We start from the raw sequence: 13,119 nt of genomic DNA on the forward strand, positions 1-13,119 counted from the left end.
TGCCAATGGCCACCGATCCGTCGCAGTTGACCCCTTACTATTGCCTCAAAGTTCCCGCATCAGACCGTGTGGGGAGTGGCCGGAATGCTGAAATACCTGACTAAAATCTCCATGGACATCTTCCCCTCGGTGCTCGCGACGATCATCGGGGCGTACATCGTTAATCACTACATCAACGCCCGGCCGGCGTCCGACACTCCCGCTGCCGCGGTCGCGCCTGCTCAGACCACCCAGACGAAGAAGGATGCCAAGCCTGCCGAGGTCGCGAATCTCCCCGCGCCCGGAGTGAAGGCCAAGGGTATTTCCGAGAAGGGTATTTCCGAGAAGGGTATTGCCGAGAAGGGCGTCTCCGAGAAGACCGCGACGGACAAGACGCCGGCCGAGAAGCCGGCTGACACCAAGGCTGCTGACCAGCCGGCCGAGAACAAGCCCGCCGAAACTGCACCCGCCGAGACCGCCGCCGCTCCCGCCACGCCGCGCGGCCGGCCGACGGCTTCCCGCGACAGCAAGGCCATGGCCAAGGCGACGCCTGCTCCGGCCATCACAGCGCCAGCCTCCGAGACCACTCAGGCCCCGGCATCGAATGCCGCGACTCCTGACGCCAACGATCTTGCCCGCGCGGCGATCGAGCGGCTGCGCAAGTCGCCCGAGGCTGCCCCTCAGGAGACGGCCCATGCCGTGGAAGCGCCGCGTGTTCATGAGGCCCCGCGGGTCGTGACGGCAACTCCGTCCGCCTTGCAGCCGTTGCCACCGCCGATCACGGTGTCGACGCCGGGCCCGGAGGCCTACGGCTCCCCCACGACGTCGAACCCGCCCTACACCGCGTCCGTTGGCTCGGATGATGCGAACCGGCTGACGCCACCGGCCGACATCCCGGTCCCGGTTGTCGTTGCGCCTCCGCTCGATCTGCGGGCCGATGCGGCCGCTCCCGTGCCGCGGCCAAAGACCAACGTCGCCGACGAGATGCTGTCAGGCGTCAAGTCGATGTTCCACGCGGTCCTGCCGAAAAGCGTGACCCCAGACTGACCTGGGGCGCTGCGCCTTCGATCCCGTCTCAGCCGCCGACCCGGGCCAGCCCGCTGCGGGCAGCATCGTCGCGTGGACGGAGCGCGACCGCCTTGGTGTAGGACGCCGCCGCCTTGGCCTTGTCGCCGAGGCGCTCATAGGCGAGCCCCCGCGTGGTCCAGACTTGCGCATTGTGCGGATCAGCCTCGGAGGCCTCGTCGAGGTCGGCTGCGGCTTCCTTGACCTTGCCGACCGCGAGATAGCTGATGGCGCGGCCGAGCAGCGGCTCCGGCTTCTGCGGATTGAGCCCGCTCGCGGCGCTGAAATCCGCGATTGCGAACTCGTGCTCGTTGCTCGCCTGATAGATCAGGGCGCGGCCATAGAGCGCCTGCGCATTGTAGGGATCGAGCGCGACGGCGCGGTTGAACTCCTCGAGCGCTGCTGCCGTCTCTCCTGATTTCGCAAGCGCCTGGCCCTTTGCCGTGTGGTTCTGGGCCTCAGTGACATTGCCGGCGCTGACCGCGCTCTCGGCGGGCGCGGCAGCAGCCCTGGACGCGTCCTGCGGCTTCTCTTTCTCGGGCATCAGCGATCCCAGGTCGAACGAGCAGCCGGACAGTGCGATCGCGATCAATGTGAGCGTGACGGAACGCCGCCAGAGCCGGCACGACAGTGCCGGGCTGTGCTTGGGGAAAGGGGAGGCCATCTACGGATTCGCTCGCGCTGGTGCCGCATCGGTAGTGCCCCGTCCCAGAAAAGGCACCGCTCACAAAACAATAACGCGGGCTCGGGGCCCGCGTCATCGAAAACTCAGTTTTGCAGAAGCGGCAAAATCAGCGCGGTCCGCGCGGACCTGCGCCCGGGCCGCCACGGCCGCCAGCGCCACGCTCGCCACCGGGGCCAGCGCCGAACACCGGCTTCGGCTTCATCGGCAGCAGGCCTTCACGCTGCAGCTTCTTGCGGGCCAGCTTGCGCGCGCGGCGCACGGCTTCGGCCTTTTCGCGGGCCTTCTTCTCGGAGGGCTTTTCGTAATGACCGCGGAGCTTCATCTCGCGGAAAATACCCTCGCGCTGCATCTTCTTCTTCAGCGCCTTGAGGGCTTGATCGACATTGTTATCGCGAACGAGAACCTGCACGCGGCATCCTCTTCAGTGGATCGGATTTGAATTCTGGTAAGTCAAAGGGGATGGCAAAAAGCGCAAGCCCTTAACCTTGAGCGCGCGGATGTATCAGACAAAACCTGAGATGTCCATTGTCCAAGAGGGCTTTCGGGCCAAGATAAGCCATTAAATGGGGCAAAAATGCCCCCGTGCGGCCGCGATTTGGGTGGTTTGGTGCCAATCGCGGGGCCGTTCCCGGATTTTGATCCGGAAGTCTTGGAAATCAGGGGAGTCCCTCATGGATATGAAGAAATACGCCGCCGAGGCCATCGGCACCTTTTGGCTGACATTTGCGGGGTGCGGGAGCGCGGTGATCGCTGCCGGCTTTCCGCAGGTCGGTATCGGCCTGGTCGGCGTGTCCCTGGCGTTCGGCCTCAGCGTCGTCACCATGGCCTACGCCATCGGCCACATCTCGGGCTGCCATCTCAACCCGGCCGTCACGGTCGGTCTTGCGGCGGGCGGTCGGTTCCCGACCGGACAGATCCTGCCCTATATCGTCGCGCAGGTCATCGGCGCGATCGTGGCGGCCACGCTGCTCTATGTGATCGCCAGCGGCGCCCCGGGATTCGACGTCGCCAAGGGCTTCGCGTCGAACGGGTACGGTGCGCACTCGCCCGGCCAGTACGGCATGGTGGTGTGCTTCATCACCGAGGTGGTGATGACCATGATGTTCCTGTTCGTCATCATGGGCGCGACGCACGGAAGGGCGCCTGCGGGCTTCGCGCCGCTCGCGATCGGGCTTACGCTGGTGATGATCCATCTCGTCAGCATTCCCGTCACCAACACGTCGGTGAACCCGGCGCGCAGCACCGGCCCTGCGCTGTTCGTCGGTGGCTGGGCGCTGGCACAGCTCTGGCTGTTCTGGGTCGCACCGCTGATCGGCGGCGCGCTCGGCGGCGTGATCTATCGCTGGCTGAGCGAAGAGCCGGGCGGCGTCGTCGCCGGTGTGAAGACCGCGTGATCGTCGCAGCATGATCCGGAAAAGTGTGCGGCGGTTTTCCTCGCGACAAGCGCGGAACGCGTTTGCGCGGAGATCATGCTCAAACAAGAATCTAAGGCGCGACGATGATCGCGCTTTAGAGGGGGATCGCGAAGCGCCGCGGTCCCCTTACTTACCGCGGGCGGGCGCGACCTCGGTGACGTGGCCCATCTTGCGGCCCGGCTTGGGCGTGCCCTTGCCGTAGATGTGCACGGTGGCTCCGGGGACCGTGAGCCACTCCGTGTAGCGGTTGATCTCGTCGCCGATCAGATTGGTCATGGTGACGACCTCGCCGTGCCGCACGGGCTTGCCGAGCGGCCAGCCGGCGATGGCGCGGATGTGCTGCTCGAACTGCGAGACGGACGCGCCGTCGAGCGTCCAGTGCCCGGAATTATGCACGCGCGGCGCGATCTCGTTCACCAGCACCTTCGGTCCCGTGCCGTTGGCGAGCACGAACATCTCGACCGCCAGCACGCCGACATAATCGAGCGCGTCGGCGATCTTGCCGGCGACGTTGCGCGCCTCTTCGGCAAGCGCGTCCGGAATCGCGGCCGGGGCGCGCGAGATCTTCAGGATGTGATCGCGGTGTTCGTTCTCGGTGACGTCGAAACATTCGACCTGGCCTTCGGCCGAGCGCGCGGCGATCACGGAGATCTCGCGCTCGAATGGCACGAAGGCTTCGAGGATCGCCGACTTGGTGCCGAGGCCGGTCCACACTTTCGCGATGTCGTCGCCCTCGCGGATGATCGCTTGGCCCTTGCCGTCATAGCCGAAGCGGCGCGTCTTCAGCACGGCCGGAAGCCCGATCCTGACGATCGCCTCGCGGAGCGATGCGACCGAGGTAACATCGGCATAGGCGGCGGTGCCGATCCCGAGCCGGGTGATAAAATCCTTCTCGGCGAGCCGGTCCTGGGTGGTCTCGAGGATCTTGCGGTTGGGCAGCACGGGGCGGCGCGCGTCCAGCACCAGCGCGGCCGCGGCCGGCACGTTCTCGAATTCGTAGGTGATGACGTTGACGTCATTCGCGAACAGCTCGAGCGCTTCGACGTCGGCATATTCCGCGCACGTCGCGTTCAGCACGACGTCGAAGGCCGGTGAGTCCGGATCGGGCGAGAACACCTGGGAGCGCAGGCCGAGCCGCGCCGCGGCCATCGCAAGCATCCGCCCCAATTGTCCGCCACCGAGGATTCCGATGGTGTCGCCGGGCTTGAGCTTCACCCGTTTGGTGCCAGTCACGCCTTGTCCTCCGGGCGCTCGGCCACGGCGTCAGTCTGTGCCTTGCGCCAGGCCACGAGGCGTTCCGACAGCGCCGGATCGGACAGCGCCAGCACGGCCGCCGCCAGCAGCGCTGCATTGATCGCGCCCGCCTTGCCGATGGCGAGCGTGCCGACCGGGATGCCGGCGGGCATCTGGACGATCGAGTGCAGCGAATCGACGCCTTTCAGCGCCTTGGATTCGACGGGAACGCCGAACACCGGCAGTTCGGTCAGCGACGCCGTCATGCCGGGCAGATGCGCGGCGCCGCCGGCGCCCGCAATGATGACCTTGAAGCCTTCGGCCTTGGCGCCCTTGGCAAAGGTAAACAGCCGTTCCGGGGTGCGGTGGGCCGAGACGATGCGGCTTTCGCAGGCGACACCGAGCGCTGTGAGCGTATCGGCAGCATGCCGCATGGTGTCCCAATCCGACTGGCTTCCCATGATGATGGCGATCGGCGCGGTCATGACGTCAATTGTGCTCGGGAATACAGAAACATAGGCCAGATTAACGGTTCCGGCCGGCGGCTCGCAAGGCGGTGGCAAGGAGAAGGGAATGCACTATCCTGTCTTGGTGAATCCCCGCAAGCCTTCATTGAGCAGGACGCCCATGAAGAAACCAAAAAGGGCGATCGCTGCGAAGGCCAAAAAGCGCCGGAAAAGCAGCGGGAGCCGATCCAAACCCGCGGCCAGGCGCACGGCCCGGTCGGCGGGCCGGCCCGCTGCGACCACCGGCCGGGCCAAGGAAAATGCCAGGAACGATGCCAGAAACGATGCCAAGAACGACGCCAAGAACGACGCCAAGGCGATCGTCCGCAGCCTGCGCACCAAGCTCGCCCGGGCCCAGAGGCGCATCGACGAGCTCGAGGCTGCCGCCGACACCGACTTCCTGCTCGGCATCCCGAACCGTCGCGGCTTCGAGCGCGAGCTGCACCGTGCGATCGCCTACATGGCGCGCTACGCCGCCCGCGGCGCGTTGATCGTGCTCGACGTCGATCGTCTGAAGCCCATCAACGACTCCTTCGGTCATGCCGCCGGTGACGAGGTGCTGAAGGCGATCGCCGCCGCGCTGACGCGGCAGGTGCGCGCCTCTGACGTGGTCGGCCGCCTTGGCGGCGACGAGTTCGCACTGCTGCTCTGGAACCTCAGCGAGACGGACGCCAAGGCCAAGGCCGCAGGCTTCGAGCAGGCTATCGACGACTTGTCCTTTGTCTTTCGCGGCCAGCGCGTGAATGCAGGCGCCTCCGCCGGTGTCGCGCTGCTGGGATCTCATGCCGAGGCAGGCCGCGCGCTGGAGGAGGCCGACGCAGCCATGTACGTGCGCAAGGCGCAGCGGCGGCACGAGCCGCGGATCAGGCTGATCAGCAGCTAGGATGCGATGATCTGGCTCACCTCTCCCCAGCGGGGAGAGGAGAGGTGTCCCCCTCGGCTTGCGTTGATTCAGTCAAAACTCATCCTGCTTTGGATTAAAGCGCGCTGAGATCGTCCGGCACGTTGCCGAACTTGCGCAGCAGCTTGGCGTCGCCGAACTCGCCGGTCATGGGATCGCCGCTGCGGCTGAACGCGATCGCGCCGATATGGCCGTCGCCGTGCGCCAGGATTTCGGCGCGCCGCAGCGCGGCGGCCGAGGTCTGACATTCCTCCGCGGCGCCCGCGACCGGCGATCCATCTCCATCGATGAGGAAAGGCAGCGCGACATAGTAGGTGACATCGGACATGGTCGGCTCCTCGTGCTCCTTGGCTCACGCGGCGCTGGAGGTGCTCCGCATCTTGTTGCGCGACGTCTCGGGAATGCAGCCGGCCGAAATTGCCGCCTGCAATTCCTCGAGCTCCGCTTCCAGATATTCGTTGGCCATGATCAGCGCCTTGATGGTGCTGCGCAGATTGCCGTCACACATCGCGATCGCTTGATCGCAGGCTTGCTCATAGTGGCTGTTGTCGAAGGCGGCTGCGGACATGGCATTTCCCCGGAAGCAGTTGAGATCCGAATGTTCTTCTTTTGTTCTTTTTGAGTCAAGTGGAATCCGTATGCGGAAAACGCATCCGGCATACCGGCGGGGATCAGGCGATGATGTCGGGCGTGATCTGGTCTTCGATGAAGGCGATACGGTCGCGCAACAACAGCTTGCGTTTCTTCAGGCGCTGTAACCGCAACAGGTCGGGGGCGGGCGATTGATGCAATGCATCGATCGCCGCATCGAGATCTCGGTGTTCCTGCTGCAACCGGGCGAGCTCGGCTTCGAGTTCGCGCTCGTCTTCATTGGTCATGATGTGCGGTAGCCGGAAAACCCGATGAAGTTGCGAAAGCCTGTGGAAGGCCTGTGGAAAGTATCGTCCTTGCGCGACGTGATCGCAAGCTATCTGGGTCCCCTATCAACGTTCTCTCGCAAAGATATTTCAGTGGATCGCGGCGCCAGCGCACAGGTGCATTGAAATCATGGATGATTCCTGCCGCGGTTCCTTACTCACTGTTCATTACATATGAAGTTTCAAAAATGACAGGGAGACTACGGATACTTATCGACAGAACGAATCGGTGATGTACACTTCTTCGTCCGGATCGAATTCTGAGGTTCAACCCTACCGAGGAGGTTTCGAATGACAATTCAGGCACATCTTGTTGAATTGGAGCGGAAACACAAACTTCTCGAAAATGAATTGCACGAAGCTCTTGTGCACCTTTCAACAGACGACCTGCAAATTGTTGAGTTGAAGCGCCGGAAGTTGATGGTCAAGGACCAGATCGAGCGGTTGAGGCACGGCACGGACGACACGCTCCACTAGTAAACCCCGTACACATGTAAGCCTGATCACGCATCCTTCACGCAGGGATGAGAGCTGTTGCGCTCATCCCTGCGTCGAGGTGCGAAGCGTCGTGCGGTTAACTTCGTGCGAAGGCTAGAGCATGATCCGGACCCGAAGGGGCCGTGTTAGCGCAAAGCGTGAAGCGGTTTTCCTTCGCGACAAACGCGGAACGCGTTTGCGCGGAGATCATGCTCATACAACAACCTAGAGCGCGATGACGATTCACTCCCAATCTCATCGCGCTTTAGATGTTTGCGAGCTCGGCGACGTGGTCGGCGATCGCAAGCGATGACGTCAGGCCGGGCGACTCGATACCGAAGAGATTGATCAGGCCGTTTACGCCGTGATCGCGCGTGCCCTGCATCAGGAAATCCTGTGTGGCCACCGCCGGCGGGACGATTTTCGGCCGTATGCCCGAATAGCTCGGCATCAACGCACCATCAGGCAGGTCCGGCCAGTATTTGCGGATCGCCGGATAGAAACGCTCTGCGCGTGCGGGATCGACGGCATAGTCGATCGTTTCGATCCACTCCACGTCGGGACCGAAGCGTGCCTGGCCCGCCATGTCCAGGGTGAGGTGCACGCCGAGCCCGCCGGGCTCGGGCACAGGATAGATCAGCCGTGAGAACGGCGCCTTGGTGCTGCAGCTGAAATAGTTGCCCTTGGCGAGATAGGCCGGCGGAATCCGGTCGAGCGGCATGCCGTCGATGCTGCGCGCCACCGTCGTCGCCGAAAGACCTGCCGCATTGACCAGCAGGCTGCATTGCAGCGTCATCGGCGCCTCGCCGCCGGCATCGATTTCGATGACGCCGCCCGACGCCTTGGCGCGGATCAACGGCGTGTGAAACGCGAACGCAGCTCCCGCCGCTTCGGCCTCGCCGCGCAGCGAGAGCATGTAGGCGTGGCTGTCGATGATGCCGGTCGAGGGCGAGAGCAACGCGGCATCGCAAGCGAGCGCCGGCTCCAGCGCGCGCGCGGCGTCGCCTGCAAGCATCTGCATGTCGAGCACGCCATTGGCCTCGGCATGCGCCTTGATCGATTGCAGCTTCTCGGTCTCCCACGGACTGGTCGCGACGATCAGCTTGCCGCAATTTTTGTGCGGGATGTCGCGCTCGGCGCAGTAGCGGTAGAGCGCATGCTTGCCGCTGACACACAGCCGCGCCATCCAGCTCCCGGCCCGGTAGTAGATCCCGGCATGAATCACCTCGCTGTTGCGCGAGGAAGTGACGGTGCCGATGGCCTCCGCAGCTTCCAGCACGATCACCTCGCGCCCGGCCTGGGCGAGCTTTCGGGCGACCGCGAGCCCGACCACGCCCGCTCCGATGACGACGCAGTCAACTCTATCCATGGTGGGGCAGGAGGTCCGTAAGCGGCAGGGCCAAGAAGTCTAACAAGGGGCTTAACGAGAGACTTAAGGAACCGCATCCAAGGCGGCTCTCCATTAAGGAAGAATTTATCATGTCAGGGCAATTGCCGTATCTGGCGTCACATTTTTCTGTCGTGCTGACAGGCGTTTACCCGATCCCAACCCGTGAGGCCAGACAATCCGGAGTTGAAATCGCGGGTGGCTGATGGCTGAGAAGGACTGGCACGCGAGCGGCACGATTTTGACGTCTGTGCAGGCCCTGCTGTGCCTTGCCTGCACGGTTGCGCCCGCGCGCGCCTTTGCGCTGTCCGACAATTTCGGCCCGCAGAGCTATCTGGGCAGGCTCGATCCCAATCTGGTCTGGGAGGCGCTGCTCGGCGGCATCGCGGTGTGCTCGCTCCTGGCGGCCATCGTGCTGTGGATCCACTCGGCGTTACGGCGAGCCAGGCGCATGCAGTTGCGGCGCAATGCGTTCGTTTCGTCCGCCATGAACAATCTGAACCAGGGTATCGTGATGACCGACGCTCAGCGACGGATCATCTTCTGCAACGACCGCTATCTCGAAATCTACGGGCTGGCGCGCTCGGACCTCTGGACCGATATGACCGGGCCCGACATGCTCAGGCTGCGCCGCGATCGCGGCGTGCTCGGCGTGACCGACGACGAGTTCTACGAGAAGGCCGCCAGCTCGAATGGCCTGATCACCGAGCTGCCGGAGGGGCGGGCCATCCTGGTGAAATATTTCGTGCTCCCGAACGGCGGTTCGGTAGCGACGCATCTCGACGTCAGCGAGCAGCGCAACTTGTCGCGGCAGCTTGCCTCCACCAAGCAATTCCTGGAATCGGTGCTCGACAACGTCCCGGTCTGTGTGGCCGCGAAGAACATCGAGGACGGCCGCTACATCTTCGCGAACACTGCCTATGAGCGCTTCTGGGGATTGTCGCGGGACTACGCTGTTGGCAAAAATGCGCGGGAGCTGTTTGCTACAGTCTCGGCGACCAGGATCGAGGACGCCGATCGGGCCGCGCTTAACTCTCCCGACGGGCAGTTCCGCAACGAATTCGAGGTCGAGCGCGGATCCGCGCGGCGCATGGTTGCTTCGGTCCGGATCGTGGTCCGCAACGAACGCAACCAGCCTGAATTCCTGCTGCTCGTGTTCGAAGACATCACCGACCGGCGCTCGCTCTCGGAGGAGTTGGAGAGCACCAAGAAATTCCTCGAGCTCGTGGTCGACAACATTCCGGTTGCGCTGATCGTGGAGCAAGTCAAGGACGGCCGCTATCTGCTCGCCAATCGCAGCGCGGAGGCGATCCTCAACCGTAAACGCGAGGATGCCACGGGCCTCACCGCTTCCGACATCTTCAATGTCAAGGAAGCCAAGCTGATCATCGCGCGCGACGAGGCCGCGATCAAGAAGCGGGGGATGATTACCGAGGAGCATCCGATCTCGACCAAGGATGGTCTGCGGCTGTTCCTCACCCGCCGCGCCACCGTGCTCAGCGATGCTGGCGAGCCGGAATATCTGATCAAGACCCACGAGGACGTCACCGACCGCCGCCAGACCGAGTCGCGCATGGCGCACATGGCCTATCACGACGGTCTGACCGACCTGCCTAATCGCTCTGCCTTCCTCCAGGCACTGACGCAGATGATCGAGGCCTGCGAGGGCACCGGCGAGGAGTTCGCCGTGCTTTGCATCGATCTCGACGGGCTGAAGGAGGTCAACGACGTCTTCGGCCATGCGCTCGGTGACAAGCTCCTGGTCGAGGTCGCCCAGCGGCTCCAGGACGCCGCCCGTGGCGGCGTGGTCGCGCGCCTGTCCGGCGACGAGTTTGGCCTGATCATCGATGGCAAGCAGCCCGACACGGGTCTCGCGCTGGCGCGCCAGCTTGGTGAAGCCCTTTCCCAGGAATTCCAGATCGACGGCCGCGCGGTGCGCGCCGGGGTCACCACCGGCATATCGGTCTTCCCGCACAATGGCGCGGACGGTGCTTCGCTGCTCGCCAATGCCGGGGCAGCGCTGTTCCGCGCCAAGCAGAAGTCGCGCGGCACGATCAGCCTCTATCAGCCCGAGATGGACCAGCAGATCCGCGACCGCCGCGTGCTGCACCAGGATCTGTCGAAAGCGATCAAGAACGGCGAGCTCTCGCTCGCGTTCCAGCCGCAGGGCGTCGCCGGCCAAACCGTCGCCGAGAGCGAGATCATCGGCTTCGAGGCGCTGGCGCGCTGGCAGCATCCGGTCCGCGGCCAGGTCTCGCCGGCCGAGTTCATTCCGATCGCGGAGGAGAGCGGCCTGATCGTCGAGATGGGCGAGTGGATCCTGCGCCAAGCCTGCCGCGAGGCGGCTTCCTGGGCCAAGCCGCTCCAGGTCGCGGTCAACTTGTCGCCGGCGCAGTTTGCCCATGGCGACGTGGTCGGCCTCGTCCACTCGATCCTGCTGGAGACCGGGCTTTCGCCTGGCCGGCTCGAGCTCGAAATCACCGAGGGCGTGCTGATCGAGGATTTTGATCGCGGCCTCGCGCTGCTGCGCCGCCTGAAGGCACTGGGCGTGCGGATCTCGATGGACGATTTCGGCAGCGGCTATTCTTCGCTGAGCTATCTCCAGGCATTCCCGTTCGACAAGATCAAGATCGACCGCGCCTTCGTGATCAATCTCGGCCGCAACCCGCAATCGGCGGCGATCGTGCGCGCCGTGATCGATCTCGGTCACGGCCTGGAAATGTCGATCATCGCCGAGGGCGTCGAGACGATCGAGCAGCTCGCTTTCCTCGCCAAGGAGGGCTGCGACGGCGTGCAGGGCTATCTGCTCGGCAAGCCCTTGCCGATCGGACAATATGCCCGCCTCATCGGCCGCGCCGAGGCGATGGAGCTTGCGCTCAAGACCGGCTAGAGCGCTGGTCGCGCTCCAGCCATATGTTTGTGCATGATCTCCGCGCAAACGCGTTCCGCGTTTGTCGCGCGGAAAACCGCTACACACTTTTCCGGATCATGCGCTAGTGATGACGAAGTCCCTGCTTCGTTCCTTCACGACGGCTTCATGGCGGATTACGACCTCGCGATCATCGGCGGTGGCCTGAACGGCGTCAGCATCGCGCGCGACGCCGCCGGGCGCGGCCTTCGCGTCGTTCTGCTCGAGCAGGGCGATCTCGGTGGCGCGGCCTCCTCGGCGACGCCGCATTTGATCCATGGCGATCTCTCGGTGCTGGAGCGTCGCCGCTTCCGCCGCGTGCGCCGGGCGCTGGCCGAGCGGAAGGTGTGGCTCGCGATCGCCCCGCATCTGGTTCGTCCGATGCGTTTCGTGATCCCTGCGCATTCCGACGAACGTCCGCCTTGGCTGCTGCGCGCCGGTCTCCTGCTCTACGACCGGCTTGCCGGGCGCGGCGGGTTGCCGCCGTCGGCGACCATCGATATCACGCATCATCCGGTTGGCAACGCCCTGAAACGGCCGTTCGGCACCGCCTTTGAATATTCGGACTGCGTCGTCGATGATTCCAGGCTCACAGTCCTCTCCGCGCTGGATGCGGCGGAGCGTGGTGCCGTGATCCGTACCGGCGCGCGCTGTGTGCGGGCCGATCGCACCGAGATCTGGCGGCTCGCCGTCGTCGATCGCGGCCATCGCAGGGTCATCACGACCCGCGCGCTCGCGAACACCAGCGGTGGATGGAGCGTGAGCGTCGCCGAGACCGTGCTCCGACAGCCGCCACCGCGCGCGGGCGCAGCCGTGCAGATCAGCCAGATCGTCGTGCCGCGGCTGTTCGAACCCGACAATGTCTACGTCTTCCAGAACAGCGATGGCCGGCTGATCTTCGCAAGCCCATTCGAGCGCGATTTCACCCTGATCGGCGCCGTGACGCATGCCTTCACGGGCGATCCCGCGATCGTCGCCATGCCGGCCGCTGACGTGAGCTATCTCTGCGAGGCGGCCAACCGCTATTTCCGCGAGGTGGTCGCGCCGGTCGATGTGGTGCGGACGATGTCGGGCGTCAATCTGGCGCCTGAAGCGGCGCGCCGGCGGGATGGTGCGCTCGCATTCGATGCGCGGCGGCGCAAGGCGCCGCTGATCACGATGTTCGGTGGCGATGTCACGACCGCACGATGGCGCGCGGAGCGCGCGGTGACCAGGCTGACGCCGTTCTATCCGATGTCGCGGCCCTGGACGGCGGGTGCGGCGCTTCCGGGCGGGGACTTTCCCTGGCAGAGCTTCGAAGCGGAAGTCGATGCCGCGCGCGACCGTTGGCGCTTTCTCTCCGAGGCGCAGGCGCAGCGCCTGGTCGGTGCCTATGGCTCGCGGTTGCCGGCCGTGCTGGGCGAGGCGACGAGTCGGGCCGAGCTGGGGCCGGCTTTCGGTCCCGAATTAACGGGAGCCGAGGTGCGTTACCTCATGCAAACCGAATGGGCTCGCTTCCCCGACGACATCCTGTGGCGCCGATCCAAGCTCGGCCTGACCATGCCGCCCGCGGATCGCGACGCGCTGGAGGCGTTCATGGCGAATGCGGTGTGAATGATCGGCATCGAACCGGTTGAGCCGGCGGCGTTCCGCCGCTAGCGTGCGGC

At 64.7% G+C, this 13,119-nt stretch carries 14 protein-coding genes; 6 read left to right on the forward strand and 8 right to left on the reverse strand.

Annotation, left to right across the window (positions count from 1 at the left end; translation table 11 throughout):
* Positions 1-84 precede the first annotated feature (84 nt).
* Positions 85-1,026 carry a hypothetical protein gene (locus tag SO156_RS11765; RefSeq protein ID WP_458144945.1) on the forward strand — a complete coding sequence of 314 codons (942 nt, stop codon included), beginning with the start codon at positions 85-87 and terminating at the stop codon, positions 1,024-1,026.
* A 28-nt stretch (positions 1,027-1,054) separates the two neighbouring features.
* Here SO156_RS11765 and SO156_RS11770 read toward each other — a convergent pair whose 3' ends face one another.
* Together SO156_RS11770 and rpsU are read right to left on the reverse strand one after the other, a co-directional pair.
* A complete protein-coding gene (locus SO156_RS11770; protein WP_498534891.1) occupies positions 1,055-1,708 on the reverse strand; it encodes a tetratricopeptide repeat protein in 654 nt (217 codons plus the stop codon).
* A 127-nt stretch (positions 1,709-1,835) separates the two neighbouring features.
* The gene (gene rpsU / locus SO156_RS11775) at positions 1,836-2,138 is read right to left on the reverse strand and encodes a 30S ribosomal protein S21 (RefSeq protein WP_027525171.1); all 303 of its coding nucleotides are present in this window, start codon (positions 2,136-2,138) and stop codon (positions 1,836-1,838) included.
* Positions 2,139-2,400: 262 nt separating this feature from the next.
* On the opposite strand from rpsU, the gene aqpZ reads away from it, so the two are divergent.
* The gene (gene aqpZ / locus SO156_RS11780) at positions 2,401-3,123 is read left to right on the forward strand and encodes an aquaporin Z (protein WP_498534892.1); all 723 of its coding nucleotides are present in this window, start codon (positions 2,401-2,403) and stop codon (positions 3,121-3,123) included.
* 147 nt (positions 3,124-3,270) lie between these two features.
* Here the strand turns inward: aqpZ and SO156_RS11785 are convergent, their stop codons facing one another.
* Positions 3,271-4,377: a 5-(carboxyamino)imidazole ribonucleotide synthase gene (locus SO156_RS11785; RefSeq protein ID WP_458144942.1), complete on the reverse strand. Its 1,107-nt coding sequence runs from the start codon at positions 4,375-4,377 to the stop codon at positions 3,271-3,273.
* The gene (gene purE / locus SO156_RS11790; RefSeq protein ID WP_498534893.1) at positions 4,374-4,862 is read right to left on the reverse strand and encodes a 5-(carboxyamino)imidazole ribonucleotide mutase; all 489 of its coding nucleotides are present in this window, start codon (positions 4,860-4,862) and stop codon (positions 4,374-4,376) included. Before purE ends, SO156_RS11785 begins: the two co-directional genes overlap by 4 nt.
* Before the next feature lie 142 nt (positions 4,863-5,004).
* Here purE and SO156_RS11795 point away from each other — a divergent pair, with 142 nt between their 5' ends.
* Complete coding sequence (locus tag SO156_RS11795) at positions 5,005-5,766, forward strand: GGDEF domain-containing protein (protein WP_498534894.1); 762 nt, start codon at positions 5,005-5,007, stop codon at positions 5,764-5,766.
* Between the two features lie 94 nt (positions 5,767-5,860).
* On the opposite strand, the gene SO156_RS11800 is transcribed toward SO156_RS11795, so the two are convergent.
* The 3 genes from SO156_RS11800 to SO156_RS11810 form a co-directional block, all read right to left on the reverse strand.
* Entirely contained in the window at positions 5,861-6,112 is a 252-nt protein-coding gene (locus SO156_RS11800; protein ID WP_498534895.1) for a hypothetical protein, read from the reverse strand.
* A gap of 24 nt (positions 6,113-6,136) precedes the next feature.
* Entirely contained in the window at positions 6,137-6,352 is a 216-nt protein-coding gene (locus tag SO156_RS11805; RefSeq protein WP_254099836.1) for a hypothetical protein, read from the reverse strand.
* 103 nt (positions 6,353-6,455) lie between these two features.
* Positions 6,456-6,662 carry a YdcH family protein gene (locus SO156_RS11810; RefSeq protein ID WP_027553252.1) on the reverse strand — a complete coding sequence of 69 codons (207 nt, stop codon included), beginning with the start codon at positions 6,660-6,662 and terminating at the stop codon, positions 6,456-6,458.
* A gap of 330 nt (positions 6,663-6,992) precedes the next feature.
* Between SO156_RS11810 and SO156_RS11815 the strand changes: the two genes are divergently transcribed.
* Positions 6,993-7,178 (forward strand): YdcH family protein, encoded by a 186-nt coding sequence (locus tag SO156_RS11815; RefSeq protein WP_449376847.1) that lies wholly within the window; start codon positions 6,993-6,995, stop codon positions 7,176-7,178.
* Positions 7,179-7,443: 265 nt separating this feature from the next.
* Here SO156_RS11815 and SO156_RS11820 read toward each other — a convergent pair whose 3' ends face one another.
* The gene (locus tag SO156_RS11820) at positions 7,444-8,547 is read right to left on the reverse strand and encodes an NAD(P)/FAD-dependent oxidoreductase (protein ID WP_498534896.1); all 1,104 of its coding nucleotides are present in this window, start codon (positions 8,545-8,547) and stop codon (positions 7,444-7,446) included.
* A 223-nt stretch (positions 8,548-8,770) separates the two neighbouring features.
* Here SO156_RS11820 and SO156_RS11825 point away from each other — a divergent pair, with 223 nt between their 5' ends.
* Together SO156_RS11825 and SO156_RS11830 are read left to right on the forward strand one after the other, a co-directional pair.
* The gene (locus SO156_RS11825; RefSeq protein ID WP_498534897.1) at positions 8,771-11,455 is read left to right on the forward strand and encodes a sensor domain-containing protein; all 2,685 of its coding nucleotides are present in this window, start codon (positions 8,771-8,773) and stop codon (positions 11,453-11,455) included.
* Between the two features lie 147 nt (positions 11,456-11,602).
* Entirely contained in the window at positions 11,603-13,066 is a 1,464-nt protein-coding gene (locus SO156_RS11830; RefSeq protein ID WP_498534898.1) for a glycerol-3-phosphate dehydrogenase, read from the forward strand.
* The last annotated feature ends 53 nt before the right edge of the window (positions 13,067-13,119 follow it).

This window comes from Bradyrhizobium sp. UFLA05-125 (assembly GCF_059803515.1).

Coding starts and splice junctions, on each gene's coding strand:
- aqpZ (WP_498534892.1), top strand. CDS start 2,401: ATGGATATGAAGAAATACGCCGCCGAGGCCATCGGCACCTTTTGGCTG.
- SO156_RS11765 (WP_458144945.1), top strand. CDS start 85: ATGCTGAAATACCTGACTAAAATCTCCATGGACATCTTCCCCTCGGTG.
- SO156_RS11825 (WP_498534897.1), top strand. CDS start 8,771: ATGGCTGAGAAGGACTGGCACGCGAGCGGCACGATTTTGACGTCTGTG.
- SO156_RS11815 (WP_449376847.1), top strand. CDS start 6,993: ATGACAATTCAGGCACATCTTGTTGAATTGGAGCGGAAACACAAACTT.
- SO156_RS11820 (WP_498534896.1), bottom strand. CDS start 8,547: ATGGATAGAGTTGACTGCGTCGTCATCGGAGCGGGCGTGGTCGGGCTC.
- purE (WP_498534893.1), bottom strand. CDS start 4,862: ATGACCGCGCCGATCGCCATCATCATGGGAAGCCAGTCGGATTGGGAC.
- SO156_RS11770 (WP_498534891.1), bottom strand. CDS start 1,708: ATGGCCTCCCCTTTCCCCAAGCACAGCCCGGCACTGTCGTGCCGGCTC.
- SO156_RS11830 (WP_498534898.1), top strand. CDS start 11,603: ATGGCGGATTACGACCTCGCGATCATCGGCGGTGGCCTGAACGGCGTC.
- SO156_RS11800 (WP_498534895.1), bottom strand. CDS start 6,112: ATGTCCGATGTCACCTACTATGTCGCGCTGCCTTTCCTCATCGATGGA.
- SO156_RS11795 (WP_498534894.1), top strand. CDS start 5,005: ATGAAGAAACCAAAAAGGGCGATCGCTGCGAAGGCCAAAAAGCGCCGG.
- SO156_RS11810 (WP_027553252.1), bottom strand. CDS start 6,662: ATGACCAATGAAGACGAGCGCGAACTCGAAGCCGAGCTCGCCCGGTTG.
- SO156_RS11805 (WP_254099836.1), bottom strand. CDS start 6,352: ATGTCCGCAGCCGCCTTCGACAACAGCCACTATGAGCAAGCCTGCGAT.